Raw genomic sequence first — 18397 nt, forward strand, 5'->3', positions numbered from 1 at the left:
TATCAAGGTGCTAATATGGTGATTAAAGGTCTACAAGGAATGGCTGGAGCAACTGTTATGAGTGGTGGAGCTCTTGCACCTGGAGCTGGAGCAATTGCTGGCGCAGGCGCCACAGTCGGAGCTGAAGCACTGGCTCACGGTGGGCTTGTGTTTAGTAACACGATTCAGAACGGCATGGATAACATTCAGCAAATGCAAAATTCTAAAATAAAAGATCAAAGTGATTTAAAAAAATCTATTGAAGATGGAAAACCTGCAAAGAAACATACTCAACAAGTATATGATAAAAAGAAAGCTAGATTAGGATCTGAAGGTGAACCTAATTCTTCAAAAGACTTATTAAATCCAGATGGAAGTATAAAACAGAGAAGGTATTATGGTGAAGATGGAAAAGTAATAGAAGATATAGATTACAATCATTCTGATGATGGATCTCATACCTTTCCTCATAGACATAAATGGGATTGGACAAATCCTAAACCTAGACAATCAGAATCTAAATATTAAATAAAGTGAGGAAATAATTATGTTACATGACAATGAAATAATATCTTATGAAGTAAATTTAACGGACAAAATAATTAAAATGACAACTAAAACTGAATCAGGAGAACAAGTTGTGGTTATTTTTAGTGAGGTTTTTGCTTATTTTTTTGAAGACCAATTATTTGGTAGTGTGATCCTTGATTTATTTGAAGCACCTTTAGACGATTTTATTGAAGGAAACATGGAAATACTAAATAAAGGGAAAGAAAACTCATGGCCTATGAGTTACAAAAAAATTGATGAACTTTCAGATAAATTAAAATTAGAAAACTTTTCTTACTTCATTTTATCACCATCTTATGGCTTAGGAGGATGGGTTGTTGCTAAAAATTTAAGTATTCAAAAATAGATATAGATGATTATTTAATCAAGAAAATCTCAGCTACTTTTCACAAGGAACACTTGTCTCTAAAATTTGATTTCTCAACGTTACTCAACTAGACCAATTCCTTTTCGCAATCTTTCGTTGGGAATCGGTTGAAAAACTTCGGTTAATGGCGATTATGTAAAGAATTTTAACTAGAAAATAAAAGTTTAGAGAGAGACAAAGTAAAATGAAATAAACCTAATGACAACCTTACCCGTTAGTAGGTTTATTTTGCTGTTTTCCTTCTTTAAGTTTTCTAACCACTCAATTTTCTACTTAATGTTGCATAAAATCACATTTTTTTGAAATAATAGTCAGTATCTATTTATTTTTACCAAATAATCTAGTACAATTGATAAATGAGAAGTCTCGAAAGGAGTGAATGGAAATGTCAATCGGAATTGCTATTTTATTAATTGTACTTGCTTTAGTTGCAGGTTTAGTTGGTGGGTATTTTATTGCAAGAAACTATATGATGGATTACTTTAAAAAGAATCCTCCCGTTAATGAGGATATGCTACGTATGTTGATGATGCAAATGGGTCAAAAACCGTCTGAAAAGAAAATTAAACAGATGATGGCCTCTATGCAAGTTCAACAAGAAAAAGCGAATAAGAAAAAATAAACTCTAATTTTTTTGGAGTCTATCGATTCTTTCAAACGGGCAGAGGTTTTCTGTTCGTTTTTTTGTTGCAATAAACCACAAATTAAATGTATTTAGCTAAAAAGTGCGAATAGTTCTAATGATTAAGCACTTCTCTAAGTTGAATTTGAATATAAAAGAAATAGGTAGGTGAAAGAAACGAATGGGAATTTTTAAAAAGTTAGGTTGGTTTTTTAAACAAGAAAAAAAATCATATATAATTGGTATTTTCTTTTTAATTTTAGTGGCACTAGTTCAATTGGTCCCACCACGAATTATTGGAGTAGTTGTGGATGAAATCGCAGCTGGAAAAATGACGGCACATTCGTTAACAAAATGGTTGATTATTTTAGTAGCAGCAGCAATTGCACAATATATTTTCCGCTATATTTGGCGAGTGAATATTTGGGGAACTGCTGCAAAATTAGAACGAACCTTACGAACGAATTTATTTAAACATTTTACACAGATGGATCATGTCTTTTTTCAAAAGTATCGCACAGGGGATTTGATGGCACATGCGACGAACGACTTATCTGCGATTCAAATGGTAGCTGGTGGTGGAATTTTAACATTGGCGGATTCAATGATTACAGGAGGCGCTACAATTGTTGCAATGGCGTTATTTGTTGATTGGCGCTTAACACTGATTGCATTGATTCCTTTACCCCTCCTAGCCGTAGCTTCACGTATCTTAGGGCAAAAGCTACATGTTCGCTTTAGAAGTGCGCAGGCGGCCTTTTCTAGCATGAATGATAAGACACAAGAAAGTATCAGTGGGATTAAAGTAATTAAAACTTTTGGGCAAGAACAAGAAGATGTAGCTGATTTTAAAAAACAAACAGATAATGTGGTTGGGAAAAATAAAAAAGTTTATTTAGTCGACTCATTATTTGACCCTGCAATTACATTTATTATGGGTATATCGTATGTACTAACCATTGTTTTAGGCGGGAATTTTGTAATGAATGGAACGATTTCAATTGGACAATTAATTTCATTTATTAGTTATATTGCGATGTTAATTTGGCCGATGTTTGCAATTGGTCGTTTATTTAATATTTTAGAGCGAGGCAGTGCGAGCTATGACCGCGTTCAAGAGTTATTAAATGAAACGTCTGAAATTATTGAAAATCCTAATGCGATTACTACACCAGTACAGGGCAAAATTGACTACCGAGTTGATGCATTTAACTATCCAGAAGATGATTCCATAGCCTTAAACCATATTCATTTTGAGATTGATAAAGGCAACACTCTGGGACTTGTTGGGAAAACAGGGGCAGGTAAAACAACAATCTTTAAGCTCTTGTTAAGAGAATATGATGGTTATAATGGTCGAATTCAGTTTGGAAAAGCAGATATTCGTGAGTATTCCTTAAATGCTTTGTTGCACGGAATTGGTTATGTACCTCAAGACCAATTTTTGTTTTCAACTACCATAAAAGAAAATATTCGTTTTGCTGATCCAACGCTAAGTGATGAGGAAGTTGTGAAGGCAGCGAAGTTAACGGCGATTCATGAAGATATTTTAGCAATGCCAGAAGGATACGATACTCTAGTAGGGGAACGTGGGGTTTCATTATCTGGTGGACAAAAGCAACGTATTTCAATTGCAAGAGCGCTCATTACAAATCCTGAACTTTTAATTTTAGATGATGCCTTATCAGCAGTGGATGCTAAAACCGAAGAAGCGATATTGTCAGCTTTAAAAAAAGAACGTAGTGATCAAACGACCATTATTGCCGCTCATCGAATTAGTAGTGTGATGCATGCAGAAGAAGTGATTGTGATTGATGAGGGAGAGATTGTCGAACGAGGCAATCATAGTGAATTGATTCAATTAGATGGTTGGTACAAAAAAATGTATGAAAAACAACAATTAGAAGCAAAACTGGAAGGAGGAGCAAACTAATGGAAAAATCAGATTGGTCCAAATCCATTCCACTTAAAGAACAATTTCAAATCATCAAACGAATGTTTTATTATGCGAAGCCGTATAAAAAGCAATTTTTTATCGCGATCTTTTGGGGTGCTTGTTTAGCAGTTATCAATGTCATGTTACCTAAAATATTACAAGTCTTTATGGATGATTATTTGACTACAAAAACAGCTACATCTCAAGTGATTTTAACCTTTGCAGCTCTTTATTTTGGTGTTACTTTAGTCAAAATCGTTGTTTGGTTCTTGCAAATGTACCTCTACCAAATGGCGACAGAAAAAACTGTTCAAAATATTCGGAATCAATTGTTTGAAAAATTGCATACACTAGGAATGCGATATTTCGACCAAACACCAGCAGGATCAATTGTTTCAAGAGTGACGAACGATACCGAAACAATTAAAGACTTTTGGGGCGTGTATTTAACCGTCTTACAAGGATTGTTTGCAATTGTATCAGCTTTTACAGCCATGTTTTTATTAAATCGAACCATTGCGTTATGGTGTTTGCTATTTTTACCAGTTTTATTAGTTATTGTCTGGTATTACCAACGCTTTAGCTCAAAAGTCTATCGTGGCATGCGAGAAAAATTAAGTCAGTTAAATACTAAATTAAATGAATCAATTTCTGGTATGAGCATTATTCAACAATTTAGACAGGAAAAACGATTGCAGAAAGAATTTAATGAAACCAATGAATCATACTATAAATCAAGAGTCGCAATGGTAAAAACAAATGCTCTGTTATTAGGACCAATCATTAATTTATTGTATACCTTCTCATTAGCGGTTGTGTTAGGATTTTTTGGGTATGATGCCTTAAGAGAACCCGTTAGTGTCGGAGTGATTTACGCATTTATTTCTTACGTTCAAAGCTTCTTTAATCCAATGACAAATATGATGGATAATTTGAGTATTTTTCAAGACGGTATGGTTTCTAGTGGGCGTGTTTTAAGAGTGATGGACAATCAAGAACTAAGCCCAGCTCAAAATCAACAGGCAGATGAAACCATCCAAGACGCTAAAATTGAATTTAAAGATGTAAGTTTTTCTTATGATGGAGAACACAATGTACTGCATCATATTAGTTTTACTGCAAATCCAGGCGAGACAGTAGCTTTAGTAGGCCATACTGGAAGTGGAAAAAGTTCAATTATTAATGTCATGATGCGCTTTTACGAGTTCTATGAAGGAGACATTTTAATTGATGGAAAATCAATTAAAAACTATCCTATTACAGAACTTCGTCAAAAAATGGGACTTGTTCTTCAAGATTCCTTCTTATTTTATGGCAATATTAAAAATAATATTCGGTTGATGAATCCGTTAATTAGTGATGCGGCAATTGAAGATGCGGCTCGCTTTGTACAGGCAGATACGTTTATCAATCAACTGCCGAATAATTATGAAGCAAAAGTAATTGAACGCGGAGCTAGTTATTCAAGTGGGCAAAGACAACTAATTTCATTTGCCAGAACGATTGTGACTGATCCTAAAATTCTAGTATTAGATGAAGCAACTGCTAATATTGATACAGAAACAGAAACTCTGATTCAAGAGGGATTAAAAAAAATGCGTAAAGGTCGTACGACAATTGCAATTGCTCATCGACTCTCTACAATTCGTGATGCTAATTTAATCTTAGTATTGGATCATGGCGAAATCATTGAACGAGGGACCCATGATGAATTAATTGAGTATGGTGGAGTTTATTATGATATGTATCGTCTTCAAAATAGTGATGAAAGTTAATTTATAGATTATAAAAAGGAGGGGTTGGTTTTTTAACCAATCCTTTTTTGTTGAAATGATGACAATTAGATGGGAAATTGAATTTTTTATAAACTAAATCAGTTTTTGTCTTGTTCATTCAACTAAGAGTCAAACAAAAAAACTTCTTCAAACAAGAGCACTCCCATGTCTTCTGTTTGAAAAAGTTTTTTATGAATGATTCAATGAATGTTTGGTATCTTTTGATGTTTCAGAGCTAGCATGTTTCCAACAGATACGGCCTTTTTGACAATCGTTCTCAAAAAAAGCGTAGTCTATAATGTCACCTTCTTTAATGAAAAAAGGTTCAGTATCCCAATCATTTAGTAAAAATTTCATGGTTTGATTTTGATGTGTAATCGTAGGGAAATCCATTGTTGAATCAAAATAGAAACGATGGATTGTAGGATCAAATTTTACAATGCACTGATTTAATTGTAGGCGTTTTTCGCCTTCGTTACCAAGCGCACGTTCAAGAACTCTATAGTCGTATTTATTCCGTTTCGTTTCAGGGGTTTTAAAAAGTAACGTTGCCTCAATAGAGTCATTGTGATTTAAGCCTTGGCTTCGAATTACTGATTCAGGTACATAAACATTATTGTGAGGAGTTAAGAAGCCACCCTTTAATTGACGATTGAGTTTTCCAATGTAGGTTCGTCCTTGTTTTTTTCGCAATGGATTTTTTTCTTGAATAATACTTTTAGGATTGATTGACTGTTTTGAAGAAAATGTATTTATTTCGTCATCACTGTTAACTAACCAAGAAAAACTTAAATCAGTAGCTTTCTCATAGGGCGTATTTTTTAATTCAATCAGGGGTTCATGTGGCATTGCTTGAGTCGTTTCTAAAGTAACCTCTAAGTTGAGAGCATGACCATTTTCTAAAAAGCCTATATAGTGTCCAAATGCGCTACAAGTACTATGTACATTCGATTCATCTAGGTTTTTAACGAGATCAGCTAACTCTTTTTTTATGCTGGAAATCAGTTCTTTACTTAACATCACGATACTCCTTTTTTTATTTAATTATAGCATGTATTTAATAAAATGTAACACTAAAGGTATTTGATTCTATTTATTTATTTCGGAAAGTAAAAGTATTTCAAGGATTATATAATATCAATATTTTAAAAATAAATAAAGTTTTATGTCTTATAAGACATAACAATAGTAACGCTAGGATTTTAATGGAGCTTTGTGTATACTAATAATAAGAATTTAGCAAGTAAATTGAAGGAGTTAACAACATGACGATAGATCAATTAGTATCTGATTTAAATAAACTAATTCGTTTTTTAGCTTATCGAAATATAGCGGAATTATCAAAAGAAGCCTTTGAAAATAAATATGGAAAGAAAAAAATTGAGACGCTTGTTTTAGCTGGAAATGGCTTGCCATATACAAGTGAAGTCATCGCTAATAGTTACCGTCAAGGTTTAGTAGACAAAATTATCTTAACAGGTGGGGTAGGTCATACAACAGATTTGCTTCGAGAATTAATGGCAAATCATCCTATCTATCAAAAAATTGATGCAACAAATAAATCAGAAGCAGAATTGTTTCAAGAGATGCTTGTTCAATATGAATCGATTCCAGCTACTGCGATTTTTATTGAAACTACGTCTACAAATGGTGGCGAAAATGCAATGGAAGCTCGAAAAGTTATAGAAAGTGTCATGGAAGTTCCCGAAGAAATTCTCTTAATTCAAGATCCTACAATGCAAAGAAGGGCAGATGCTTGTTTTAGAAAATATTTTGCGAACACTAAGATAATTAATTATGCTCCATTTATTCCATTGGTAGAAAAAAAAGGAATGGAAGTATGCTTTAAAGAAACGAAAGGAGTAACTCATTGGGAGATGACGCGCTTTTTATCATTAGTGATGGGAGAATTTCCAAGGTTAGCAGATACGCCAGAAGGCTATGGTCCCAATGGTCAAAAATTCCAAGCCTACGTGAAGATACCTCATTCTGTTGAAGCGGCGTATTTACGAATAAAAGAGCGTTATCCAACAGTAGGAAGAAAATAAAAAAAGCGTTAAATTTAGCTAGTTAAGGCTAAATTTAATGCTTTTAAAAAATTACTTTTTTGGTTCGTATTTAAAAGTTGGATCAATTTCTTGATCTAATTGGTCGAAGGCACGTTGCATTTGATCTTCAATCAACTTTAAGCTTTCTTTATCTAACTTCATTTTGCGATCAATGTAAATCGGTTCCCCAAAATTAACTGTTACGGGCTTGCGAGAAAGCAATCCTTTAATGGTTAAAGGACCTTGGAAGACTGCTGGAACTAATGGAACCCCACTTAATTTAGCAATTGTAGCAGCGCCTCCTTTTAGTTCAGAAGAGTGTCTGGTACCACTAGGGAACATAATCAGACTTAATTCTCCTTCTTTTAAAATTTTCACTGGCTTCTTAATGACGCTAGGTCCTGGGTTTTCACGATTTACTGGAAAGGCGTTAGCATGAAGCATAATCCAACGTAGGAGTGGATTTTTAAATAACTCTTCTTTAGCCATAAATGAAAAACATTTTGGACTACCTGCCAGAGCGAAATAAATAGGATCAAACCAGGTTCGATGGGGTCCTACTAAAATATAAGAACCTTCAGTTGGAATTCGTTCTTTGTGCTGATAACGAGAATTTCCATTTAAAACAAATACTACAAAACGAGCCACTTGGCGAATAAAACGATAGAACAATTGCACTCAACCTTTCGTATTTAAATAAAATGATTATTTAAGCAATAGTAATTTTAAGAAAGCGACCTATTAAAAAGTCGTTTTATAGTTAATAGTATGCAAGAAAAGCTAGCAGATAGCAAGTGTTTAATTTGAAAAACAGTCCGTTTCAATGGAAAATAAACACTCCGTTTTAAAGTGGATTTTTGGTATACTAAATAGGATAAAGACAGGAGTTAAAAAGGATGAAATTTATTCACACAGCCGATTGGCATATTGGAAAAAAAATACACGGCTTTCAATTGTTAAAAGAACAAGAAGAAGTTTATCGACAATTAGTAGAAGTTGCCGTTAAAGAAAAAGTAGATGCAATCGTGATTGCAGGAGATTTATATGATCGCGCGGTTCCACCAGCAGAGGCAGTTTTACTATTAAATAAAATGTTAATGGAATTAAATATTGTTCAGAAAATCCCTTTGCTTGTTGTATCAGGCAATCATGACAGCAGCACTCGTTTAGCAACAGGAGGACCGTGGTATGAGTTTCTGAATTTTCACTTAGTTACAAAAATTGAAGATAGTTTAAAACCGATTGTTCTCGGCAATACGCAGTTCTTTTTACTGCCGTATTTTGAACCGATTGATGCGAGGCTTTATTTTGGTGACGCCAGTCTTACGACACATGAATTAGCAGCAAAACGCGTTGTTGAAGAAATGAAAAAATCTTTTGACCCAAATTATCATCAGGTGTTAGTTGCTCATTTATTTGTTGCAGGGAGTTTAAGAACAGATTCTGAAACAGAAGTAACCGTTGGAGGATTGGATCAAGTTTCAGCAAGTGTATTTAAAGATTTTGACTATGTTGCATTAGGGCATTTGCATAATCCAAATGCAAGCCGCCATGAACGGATTCAGTATTCAGGAACATTGTTAAAATTTTCAGTCTCAGAAGCAAATCAAGCAAAAGGATTTAAACTAATTGAGTTGACAGATGAGGGGACCCTAAAAAACACTTTCTATCCCGTTGAGTCAACAAAATCATTGCGAGTTTTAACAGGGCTTTTTGATGAACTGACAGCAAGAGATTATTATGAAACACAAAAAAAAGACGATTATTTATTTATTCAACTAAAAGATACCCAAATTATTCCTGATGCAATGAATCGGTTAAGAGAAATTTACCCAAATGTCTTAGGAATGGAACGTTTAGATAAAACAGGGTTACTTAGCAAAATGGGTCAGTTTAATAAAGAGAAAATTCAGCAAAGTTCCCCGAGAGCATTGTTTGAAAAATATTACCAAGAAGTAACTGGAGATTCTTTAAGTAAGCAACAAACAGACTTACTAACAACTATTTTTGCTCAATTAAAAATTGAAGAGGAGGATCAGACGCAATGAAACCAATTAAATTAACCTTGGAAGCCTTTGGTCCTTATTTAAATGAAACCATCGATTTCACTTCCTTTTATCAAAACCATATTTTCTTGATCTCAGGGAAAACGGGTGCGGGAAAGACGACGATTTTTGATGGTATGAGTTATGCGTTATTTGGAAGAACCAATGGTTTGAATCGTGAGCCAAAAGAAATGCGTTCAACCTTTGCAAAGCCTACTCAAGAAACAAAAGTAACGTTTGTCTTCACCGCTCAAAATAAAACCTATCAAATTGAAAGAGTTCCTGAACAAATTTTAGCAAAAAAACGTGGCGAAGGCACACGAGAAGTGAAAGCCAAAGCGACGATTACCATCTATGATGAAATGGGAGTTGAGCTAAATCATTTTTCAAAAACAACAGAAGTCAACCAAGTGATTCAAGAAGTCGTGCAACTAGAAGATGAACAATTTAGACAAATCATTATGTTGCCACAAGGCGATTTTAGACGTTTTTTAAATGCAAATAGCAATGAAAAAGAAAAAATATTGCGTAAACTTTTTGGAACAGAACCCTATCGTTTATTTAGTGAAAAATTGAAAGAACAAAAAAAGGAAATTAGCTTAGAAATCAAAGATCAAGAAAAAGAGCTTACGTTGATTTTAAATCAAGCGCAGTGGCTGGTTAAGCCCATAATCGATTTTGAAACGGGACAAGCTAAAACCCAAAAAGAATATGAAGCGTTGATTCAACAGCAAAATCAGTTGGAACAAGCCATTTTAATTACAGAAAAAGACATTCAACAGCTAAAAAAAGAAGAAGCAAAAGTGACTAAAAAATGGCAAACGAGTCAACGAATTTTGCAATTATTTATGGATAAAGAACGTTTAACAAATGATGCTGAACAATTAAAAAATAAGGAACCTGAAATAAAACAAAAAAAAGAGCAATTGCTAGAATATAAAGAAGCTAAAAAAATAGAGTTTAACTTGTTAAAACAACAAGAATTACTTGTTGAAAAAGAGGAGTTGACTAAAAAATTAAAAGCCATCACCTCAGAAAAATTAGAAACAGAGCAACAGTTAAAAATGGCAATGCTAGACTTAGAAAATGTTCAACAAATGGAACCAGAACAAGCAGCTAAAAAAATTGAAATCAATCAATTAGAACAGCAAAAAATCACCATAGAACAACTCGATGAATTGATGGAGTTAATAAATAAAACAACAAAAAAAATCGAAGCAGAAGAAACAGAGTTTGCTTCAATTAAACAAAGAATCATAGAATTAGAAACAGAAAAAAATAAAAAGAGTGTAAAGTTAGCTGACCTCGAAGAAAAACTTCAATCATTTAATGAGTTAGAAAAAACACGCTATCAATTAGATGCAAAGATGAGCAAATTATTGGAGCTTAGCTCACTAGAAAAGCAACAAGCTGAAAGCGAGTTGCTTGTAAAAAGAGGAATCAACCAATTAAAAGAGTTAAATGAACAGTTGTTCCAAGACAATGAACAGCTAAAACAAATTAAAAGTGATTGGGCAAAAATACAAATTTTACAATTAAGTGAAAATTTAATTGATGGCGAACCTTGCCCTGTTTGTGGTTCGATGGAACATCCTATCGAAAATTTAGGAACGCTTCCTCAAAAAACAAGTCAAGAATTAACCGAAGAACTAGAAATTTCTGAAGCAAAAGTTGCCCAACGAACTGAAGAAAAAATAGCGATTGAGGCTACTTTGAAATTACAAAACAGTCAAATGATAAAAATAAAAGAGGCCTTACAGAACGCAACAGATAGTTATTTTTCAGCTGAGCCACCACAGAAAATAAACAAGGAACTAGCCTTGATTCAACAACAATTATTAGCAATTAACGAACAATTGGAAACTAAAAAGGACGTTTTAAAAGAGCATCAACAAATAGAAAAACAGTTCACCACACTTACGGATACCCTACTAACGACTCAGACAAAAAAAGAAACCTTGCTCCAAACAACCCAATCTTCGAAATTAAATCTTCAACAATTAATCGGTGAAGAAAAGAGTTTAAGAAAATCAATTTCAACAGATTATCAAACGGTTGTAGATATCGAAACAGCCCTTATAAAACTCACTACAGAAGTTAAAAATTGGGATACGACCTATCAAGAGAAAATGGGACAAAAAACCGAAACGGAACAACTGTTCCAAAAATTAACATATGAAGAAAAGCATCTTAACGAAGCTGTGAAACAAAGTGAAATTCGTATTACTGAATTATCTGAACAAATTCAAAAGCAACTAAATGAGTCTATTTTTGCTCAGTTAAAGGACGTCAAAGAGCTTTTAAGCGAGTCAATTGATAGCGATCAATTAGAAAAAGAAATTCAAGATTTTGAAAAAGAACATTACCGTATTTCAAAAAGCTTACAAGAAGTTCAAGAGCAATTAAAAAATCAAGAAAAACCTGAATTAGAGTTAATTGAAAAAGTTTTAGCTGAACTAGAAGAGCAACTTGAAAAACAAGAGCATCATAAAATAGTGCAAGAACAAATGAAAAAAAACAATCAGGCCATTATTGAATCCGCACAAAAAATAATAGCAAGCACTGCTGAAAAGTGGCAGTTATTGACAGAAATCACGAACCTTTCAGCCGTTGCCAGTGGTGATGGAGATCAGAGTAAAATGGGATTTGAACGTTATGTACTGACCTATTTCTTGGAAGAAGTCTTGGTATTAGCCAATGAACGCTTGCAGCAATTAACGAATAACCGCTATTTATTTGATTTGAATCGGGAAGAAGGTAGTCGTAAAACGGATACCGGTTTAGAAATTAATATCTATGATGATAATGCGGGGGGAATTCGAAATGTTCGAACGTTATCTGGTGGAGAAAGTTTTATTGCGGCGCTATCCTTATCGCTTTCTTTATCAGAAGTTGTTCAACAACACGCAGGAGGCATTCAAATCGAAACCATGTTTATCGATGAAGGATTTGGTTCATTAGATGAAGATGCGTTAGAAGAAGCGATGAATGCACTTATGACTATCGAAGGAAGTGGTCGTTTAGTCGGGATTATCAGCCACGTCAAAGAACTAAAAGAGCGTATACCAGATCAATTACAAGTAATCTCGTCTGGAACAGGAAAAAGTCAGATTAAGAGTATTCATATAAACTGATTTATTTAAATTTTTAGATAAAAAGAGAACCAAAATAAATTTATTTTGGCTCTCTTTTTAATATTATTTTACAACTAGTTGGTTAACTGAACCAGAAAAAGAATCATCCAAACTTGAAAAATCTAAAGAATTCTCACCAACTTGATGCCATTGGACATAGTTTGTCTTTAATGGATGATTAGTTGAAATTTCCCCAGGTGTATTAAAATTGATAGTTGAAGGGAAATTATTATCTTTATCTAAAAGAGTTAGAATCGTTTTTTGCCCTAAAGCAACTTGAGGAAGTCTAATTTGTTGGTTTTTTACACTGTAAGTTTCAATTTTAGTTTGTCCAATTTTTGAAATATCAGAAACGGAGTGACCATCTATTGCTACTAACGTTAGCGCAGGGAAATCAGTTAAAAAATCTAAAGAAGATATTTTTGAATCATTAGCCACGTTTTTAATATTTGAAACAGCTAGTAGTTGCAACTGGTTCAAACTTCCTAATTGCGCGAGTTTAGCTGGAGTTACATTTGTATCGTTTGCCAATAATTGAATCAATTTGTTAGCAGATGATATTGGAGAAAAATCCATAATAGTTGGATTTTCTTGTATCACGAGACGTAATAAATTTGGTAAGGATTTAACTGCTGAAATATCGTTCAATTGATTCGAGAATAAATTAAGTTGAGTTAAATTTGTTGCTTTTTCTAAACCATCTAATGTTATTAATTTATTAGAACGTAACGACAAGTTAGATAAATAAGGAGCTGAGATGATATGAACTGAATCGATTTGATTGTTATCTAAATTAGCTTGCTGTAAAAATGGCGCATTTAAATCATTTAAGGTAGTGATTTTATTTGAATTTGCACTCAAGCCTTTCAATGTAGGTCGATTGATGATTGAGGTTAATTCGTTATTGTCAATGAGAATACTTTGAATTTGAGAGATATTTTTAACATGATCTAGAGAGGTAATGTTATTATTGTTTACAAATAATTTAGTTAAAAAATCACTATCTAGTTTATCAATAGTGGTCAAATGATTATTGTCTAAATGAATTTCTTTTAAAACATGCATCGTTTCAACAAAATCAATGTTGGATAAATTAGAGTTATTCAACCAAAGATTTCTCATTTCAGAATAAACAGAAAGTTTTGAAAAATCTTTCATGTTTGGATTATTCGATAGATTAAGTTCAGTTAAATTTGGTAACGCCAAAACGTCATCTAGTGTCAATTTTGGATTGTTTTCAAGTCCCACACTGGATAATAATTCTAGTTTTTCTAAAGGTTTTAATGAGTCAATTTGGTTGTCATTAAATGTAATCAGCATTAAATTTTTTGCATACTCTAATCCTGTTAAGTCGGTAATTCCTGTTCCACTTGAAACTAATTTTTGTAAATTCAGTATATTAACTGTTGTTACATGTTCATTTTCAGTTAAATTCAATTCTTTTTTTACTTCATTTTCTAAAGTAGAGTCTTTAAATGTGATATCAGTTTCTTCGCCTTCATGGGTAAATAATTTAGCTTTTTCGATAGAATCAACTTGTTCCTCTTGGAATGTTGAATCCAGTTGTGCAGTAATAGAAGAAATTCCTTCATTGTCTGTTGGAGTTGCAGCTTGATACTCCCCTCCAAGTCCTAAACTACCAAATAAACAAATTCCCATAAATACTAGCTTTTTTGTTTGCATTTTACATCCACCTTTATTTTATTTTTTAATACGTCTATAAGGTTACAAGTATAATTTTTATTATTCAACCATTTTATCTTAATCGTCAATTAAAATTTCTTATTCGTTTTTATAACATTTGAAATAATTTGTGTGAAATAATAATCGATTATTTGTTTATCTTCATTCAAATTAATAAAAAAGAATGTAACATAAAATATGAGTTTAATCGATTTTTAATGTTATTTCTCAAGTTAATGTAGGTTCTGTAATCTTTTTTTGATATAATAAAGTTCAGTCATAGAAAAAATTAAAAATTAATAGAAAAAATAAATCAATAGAAAAGTAGGGGGAAAAGACCATCGAGATTAAACTAACTGTTGCAATCACAAAAAACGCTACTACGATTCACTTCAGCAATAACCAATCTGTAATTGAGATCCAAGACGTCAAGGAGAAAGTAGTAACTGTTGATCAGCCTGTTATCTATTTTTTATTGAAAGATAGAACCGTTCTTTCAATCGGAAAAGCAGAACAAGCCATTACTATTGAAAATAGTACAATCAACAAATTGATTTTAGTAACACCTCCTTGGGAAATTGAGCTTGCCTATTTAGAAAAAAATTTGATTACAGAAGCAATAAAAAATGGCTTGAAGTTAGAAAATACCGAAACAGAACAACTTACGATTCCTACAAGTCATAAAAAAAATACAACAAACTACAAAGATGAACTATTACTAGTACTCGAGCGATTTGGCTACAATTTACTACCAAGTGCAGATTCAGAAAAACCAGCTAAAACAAAGCCTGCAAAAACGAGACATAAATGGACGAAAGAAATCAGTCAAATCGAGTTCTTTGTCGATACCAGAGAAAGCAAAGCGACGGTTTTGTGGCAAAAAAGAAATGAAATGCTTTTAAAAGCAGGCGCAAAATTAATGCCCATAGCGCCACTAAATAAAGATGGATCAGTGGGTTTTTCTGCAAAAATGGGAGAAAAATTACGGTTAGATTATCAAGATAAAATAAAGGATTTTGTAACCACAGAAGACATTGTGTTAAAAAGTGTGAATGAAGTAGGGTTATTATTGTACTTTGCTGGTACAAATAGTTGGCTTGAATTAGTGGATCGTGATGGAAAAAGTATTGATGAATGGACGAAGATTGAGGCATAGGACAAAAAGTAGAACCGCTGTTAATTCAGTGGTTCTTTTTTAGTTTTGTGTAGTAAGTAAATAGTTACTAATCCATTAATTGTTGTTATTAAAAAACAAAAAAGAGCTTAGAAAACAATTGACAATGAGAATCATTCTCAATATAATGAAATGGCTATCATTAAGATGCAAATAAAAGGTTAGAGATTTTTTTTTACTTATCTAGTGAGAATGATTCTCAACAAAAAGGAGGAGTACAATGAACAAGAGATTTTTAGTATTGGTTTCTGTGATGTTTTTCACGTTCATCTCATTTTCAGCACCTAAAAAAGCTCAAGCAGCTTTAGCAGACGGAACTTATTCCGTTAACTATACGGTACTACAAGGAGACAGTGATTCCGTTTCGATGGCCAATGACTATTTCGATAAACCAGCAACATTGATCGTTTCTGGAGGACAACAATCAATTGAGCTGACCGTCAATCATAGCACTTGGATTACCGGGTTATGGGTAAATTCAGGAAGTGGATTGCAAACCGAACAAGTGATTCAAACAGATGCAGCAAATGATTCAAGAAAGGCCCGATTTGCTGTGAATGACTTAGCTTCGCCAGTGGCTGCAAAAATAAAAGTCGATATTGATAATGAAAGTTTGAACTATCATCACGAGTATAAAATTACGTTGCAATTTGCAATGGATAGTGCGGCTTTGATATCTGGCGGCTCGAAAGTAGATGCTTCAGCTACATCAGAAGCAACAGCTGATGCTACTAAAATCAAGACTTCTGTAAATGAGCAAGCAACGACTGCTAAAGTAGCGAATCCAAAATCAGGTGATACAGCTTCTATCACATTATATATCGGACTATTTATCGTAGCATTAATTGGATTATTTACGATTAAAAAAACAAAAAAAGTGAACTAGGAGGAAGCAAATGACAACTAAAATAAAAAAAATCAGCAGTCTCTTATTGATTGGATTGCTATTTATCAATTTGTTCCCAACAACGATTGTCAAAGCCGACAATGTGTTAAAAGATGGTGGCGAATATAAAATTCAAGTCAACTTTTTTAAAGACAATACTGGCAATCGTACAAAAGAATCTTCTGCTGCCAATGGTTATATTCAGCAAGAAGCAACCATTAAAGTTGAAAATGGCCAACCCTATCTATATGTAACGCTTAAGAATAGCAATTGGTGGAAAAATTTTGCAACAAGTAAAAGTGGCGAACATCCAGTAGCGCCTAGTCCTGTAGAAAATTATCAAGGTACGTATCAAGATGTCGAATACAGCACGCCTAATAATGGAGAACGCGTTGCAAAAATTAAAATCAATTCAATAGACAATGTGGTTTATTCTTATATGCATATTAAAGTTGAAGGAATTCCAGGTTTTGACTATGATAACTGGTACCAAGTGGACTTAACAATGAATCCAAGTTCATTAACAGTAGTATCAGAACCTAGTAAGCCAGTAGAGCCAGAACCTCCAGTGACAACAGAACCACCAACGAATCCAGCAGAATCGACTGATCCAACTACACCAAAGCCTCTAGCAGATGGTCTTTACACAATCCCATTCACAGCTAAACATGCAACTCAAGATAAAGCGAGTAGCATGCAAGGCTATTTTGATAATCCAGCTTGGTTAAAAGTTGAAAATGGACATAACTTTGTTGCCCTTCGAATCAATAAATCAGAAACAGTGACAAGTTTGCAAACAACTTTAGGATCTTCTTTAACGGATGCTACAGTGCTTTCAACAGATGAAGGATCAAACAGTCGAATTGTACAGTTTGAAGTAAGCGACTTAAATCAAGAATTATTATCTCACGTGACGTATCAAGCACCGATGGGAAATGGGACAATTTATCAAGGAAAAGCGGACTTTCGTTTTATCTTTGATGGAACAAAAGCAATGCCAACTTCGGAATATCCAACAGCAACTCCGAAGAAACTGACAGACGGCTTATATACGATTCCGTTCACAGCTAAACATGCTACTCAAGATAAAGCGAGCAGTATGCAGGGCTACTTTGACAATCCAGCTTGGTTAAAAGTTGAAAACGGCCACAATTTTGTAGCGGTTCGAATCAATAAATCAGAAACGGTGACAAGCTTACAAACAACTTTAGGCACTGGTTTAACGAATGCTACCGTACTTTCAACGGATGAAAAAACCAATAGTCGCATCGTACAATTTGAAGTAACGGATTTAAATCAAGAGCTAGCATCTCACGTAACGTATCAAGCACCAATGGGAAATGGAACGATTTATCAAGGAAAAGCGGATTTTCGTTTTAGTTTTGAAACAGCGGCGGCAAAATCAGCTACAGAATACCCAACAGCTGAAAAACCAATAGAAAAACCAGATCCAACACCAACGCCAGATCCAATCCCTGACCCAACACCAGAAAAACCAGCGGAAACAAAAAAATTAATAAATGGACACCAATACAGCATTCAATTTCAAGTGAATCAAGAAAATTCATCGGAAAAATCAATGATGGATGGCTATTTGTTAAAACCAGGAATCATCAAGGTAGAAAACAACCAGCCGTACCTTTATTTAACAATGAAAGACAGTGATTGGATCAAAACGTTTGACCATTTAGAAAATGGTGTGTGGCAAGCTGCTGAACTAGTAAAAGCAGATAGTGTAGCGAATACACGAACAGTTAAATACAAAATTTCAGATGAAACAGCAGAAACGCAAGTTAAAACACATGTGAAAATAGAGAATGTACAAGGCTTTGAATACGATCATGACTATTTAGTTTCTGTAAAATTAGATCAAAGTACCTTACAAGATGTAACGGGACAAGAAATTATACCGACACAAACAACGCCAACTCCAGCTATTCCTAATGCAAGCTTAGTAGATTCAGCTCTTGCAAATCAAACAGCAGCTAAATTAGGGAAACCTGATTTTAACACAGGTGGAACAGTGAAAACGCTGGCTAAAAAACAAGAAAATCAAACACAAAATCCAAAAACAATGGACACAGCATCAATCGGCTTATACGGAACATTGTTTACAATAGCGACATTTTATTTTTTACGTCGTTACCAAGCAGCAAAAAAATAAAGAAAACGAGCCTT

At 33.6% G+C, this 18397-nt stretch carries 14 protein-coding genes; 11 read left to right on the forward strand and 3 right to left on the reverse strand.

All coding sequences use genetic code 11. The features are described from left to right. The 5 genes from CDIMF43_RS13815 to CDIMF43_RS07405 form a co-directional block, all read left to right on the forward strand. Nucleotides 1-507 (forward strand): hypothetical protein (locus CDIMF43_RS13815; protein ID WP_233218302.1); only part of this gene is annotated, 507 nt, incomplete at its 5' end. A 19-nt stretch (nt 508-526) separates the two neighbouring features. Continuing rightward, nucleotides 527-895: a hypothetical protein gene (locus CDIMF43_RS07390; RefSeq protein ID WP_109841619.1), complete on the forward strand. Its 369-nt coding sequence runs from the start codon at nt 527-529 to the stop codon at nt 893-895. 406 nt (nt 896-1301) lie between these two features. Next, nucleotides 1302-1538: a YneF family protein gene (locus CDIMF43_RS07395; RefSeq protein WP_074402880.1), complete on the forward strand. Its 237-nt coding sequence runs from the start codon at nt 1302-1304 to the stop codon at nt 1536-1538. Between the two features lie 181 nt (nt 1539-1719). Next, nucleotides 1720-3471 (forward strand): ABC transporter ATP-binding protein, encoded by a 1752-nt coding sequence (locus CDIMF43_RS07400; protein WP_109841620.1) that lies wholly within the window; start codon nt 1720-1722, stop codon nt 3469-3471. Then, nucleotides 3471-5249: an ABC transporter ATP-binding protein gene (locus tag CDIMF43_RS07405; RefSeq protein ID WP_109841621.1), complete on the forward strand. Its 1779-nt coding sequence runs from the start codon at nt 3471-3473 to the stop codon at nt 5247-5249. The genes CDIMF43_RS07400 and CDIMF43_RS07405 overlap by 1 nt, the downstream gene beginning before the upstream one ends. 189 nt (nt 5250-5438) lie before the next feature. Here CDIMF43_RS07405 and CDIMF43_RS07410 read toward each other — a convergent pair whose 3' ends face one another. Further along, nucleotides 5439-6269: a hypothetical protein gene (locus CDIMF43_RS07410; RefSeq protein ID WP_109841622.1), complete on the reverse strand. Its 831-nt coding sequence runs from the start codon at nt 6267-6269 to the stop codon at nt 5439-5441. 245 nt (nt 6270-6514) lie between these two features. On the opposite strand from CDIMF43_RS07410, the gene CDIMF43_RS07415 reads away from it, so the two are divergent. Beyond that, nucleotides 6515-7297, forward strand: coding sequence for a YdcF family protein (locus CDIMF43_RS07415; RefSeq protein WP_109841623.1), 783 nt, complete (start codon nt 6515-6517; stop codon nt 7295-7297). A 51-nt stretch (nt 7298-7348) separates the two neighbouring features. On the opposite strand, the gene CDIMF43_RS07420 is transcribed toward CDIMF43_RS07415, so the two are convergent. Beyond that, on the reverse strand, nt 7349-7969 hold the full coding sequence (locus tag CDIMF43_RS07420) for a lysophospholipid acyltransferase family protein (protein WP_074402875.1): 621 nt from the start codon (nt 7967-7969) through the stop codon (nt 7349-7351). 224 nt (nt 7970-8193) lie between these two features. On the opposite strand from CDIMF43_RS07420, the gene CDIMF43_RS07425 reads away from it, so the two are divergent. Together CDIMF43_RS07425 and CDIMF43_RS07430 are read left to right on the forward strand one after the other, a co-directional pair. Beyond that, nucleotides 8194-9345, forward strand: a complete 1152-nt coding sequence (locus CDIMF43_RS07425) for an exonuclease SbcCD subunit D (protein ID WP_074402874.1) — start codon at nt 8194-8196, stop codon at nt 9343-9345. Continuing rightward, nucleotides 9342-12476, forward strand: coding sequence for an AAA family ATPase (locus tag CDIMF43_RS07430; protein ID WP_109841624.1), 3135 nt, complete (start codon nt 9342-9344; stop codon nt 12474-12476). The genes CDIMF43_RS07425 and CDIMF43_RS07430 overlap by 4 nt, the downstream gene beginning before the upstream one ends. Nucleotides 12477-12539: 63 nt before the next feature. Here CDIMF43_RS07430 and CDIMF43_RS07435 read toward each other — a convergent pair whose 3' ends face one another. Continuing rightward, on the reverse strand, nt 12540-14159 hold the full coding sequence (locus CDIMF43_RS07435; protein ID WP_109841625.1) for a leucine-rich repeat domain-containing protein: 1620 nt from the start codon (nt 14157-14159) through the stop codon (nt 12540-12542). Between the two features lie 340 nt (nt 14160-14499). Here CDIMF43_RS07435 and CDIMF43_RS07440 point away from each other — a divergent pair, with 340 nt between their 5' ends. The 3 genes from CDIMF43_RS07440 to CDIMF43_RS07450 all read left to right on the forward strand — a co-directional run bounded on the left by CDIMF43_RS07440 (nt 14500) and on the right by CDIMF43_RS07450 (nt 18383). Beyond that, nucleotides 14500-15315: a hypothetical protein gene (locus CDIMF43_RS07440; protein WP_109841626.1), complete on the forward strand. Its 816-nt coding sequence runs from the start codon at nt 14500-14502 to the stop codon at nt 15313-15315. A 238-nt stretch (nt 15316-15553) separates the two neighbouring features. Then, complete coding sequence (gene isdC, locus CDIMF43_RS07445; RefSeq protein WP_109841627.1) at nt 15554-16219, forward strand: heme uptake protein IsdC; 666 nt, start codon at nt 15554-15556, stop codon at nt 16217-16219. A 10-nt stretch (nt 16220-16229) separates the two neighbouring features. Then, entirely contained in the window at nt 16230-18383 is a 2154-nt protein-coding gene (locus CDIMF43_RS07450; protein ID WP_109841628.1) for an NEAT domain-containing protein, read from the forward strand. Nucleotides 18384-18397 lie beyond the last annotated feature (14 nt).

The organism is Carnobacterium divergens (assembly GCF_900258435.1).
GTDB classification, from domain to species: domain Bacteria; phylum Bacillota; class Bacilli; order Lactobacillales; family Carnobacteriaceae; genus Carnobacterium; species Carnobacterium divergens_A.

What these genes read in the sequence shown, in the direction of transcription:
- CDIMF43_RS07390 (WP_109841619.1), top strand. Translation starts at nt 527, where the DNA reads ATGTTACATGACAATGAAATAATATCTTATGAAGTAAATTTAACGGAC.
- CDIMF43_RS07395 (WP_074402880.1), top strand. Translation starts at nt 1,302, where the DNA reads ATGTCAATCGGAATTGCTATTTTATTAATTGTACTTGCTTTAGTTGCA.
- CDIMF43_RS07400 (WP_109841620.1), top strand. Translation starts at nt 1,720, where the DNA reads ATGGGAATTTTTAAAAAGTTAGGTTGGTTTTTTAAACAAGAAAAAAAA.
- CDIMF43_RS07405 (WP_109841621.1), top strand. Translation starts at nt 3,471, where the DNA reads ATGGAAAAATCAGATTGGTCCAAATCCATTCCACTTAAAGAACAATTT.
- CDIMF43_RS07410 (WP_109841622.1), bottom strand. Translation starts at nt 6,269, where the DNA reads ATGTTAAGTAAAGAACTGATTTCCAGCATAAAAAAAGAGTTAGCTGAT.
- CDIMF43_RS07415 (WP_109841623.1), top strand. Translation starts at nt 6,515, where the DNA reads ATGACGATAGATCAATTAGTATCTGATTTAAATAAACTAATTCGTTTT.
- CDIMF43_RS07425 (WP_074402874.1), top strand. Translation starts at nt 8,194, where the DNA reads ATGAAATTTATTCACACAGCCGATTGGCATATTGGAAAAAAAATACAC.
- CDIMF43_RS07430 (WP_109841624.1), top strand. Translation starts at nt 9,342, where the DNA reads ATGAAACCAATTAAATTAACCTTGGAAGCCTTTGGTCCTTATTTAAAT.
- CDIMF43_RS07435 (WP_109841625.1), bottom strand. Translation starts at nt 14,159, where the DNA reads ATGCAAACAAAAAAGCTAGTATTTATGGGAATTTGTTTATTTGGTAGT.
- isdC (WP_109841627.1), top strand. Translation starts at nt 15,554, where the DNA reads ATGAACAAGAGATTTTTAGTATTGGTTTCTGTGATGTTTTTCACGTTC.
- CDIMF43_RS07450 (WP_109841628.1), top strand. Translation starts at nt 16,230, where the DNA reads ATGACAACTAAAATAAAAAAAATCAGCAGTCTCTTATTGATTGGATTG.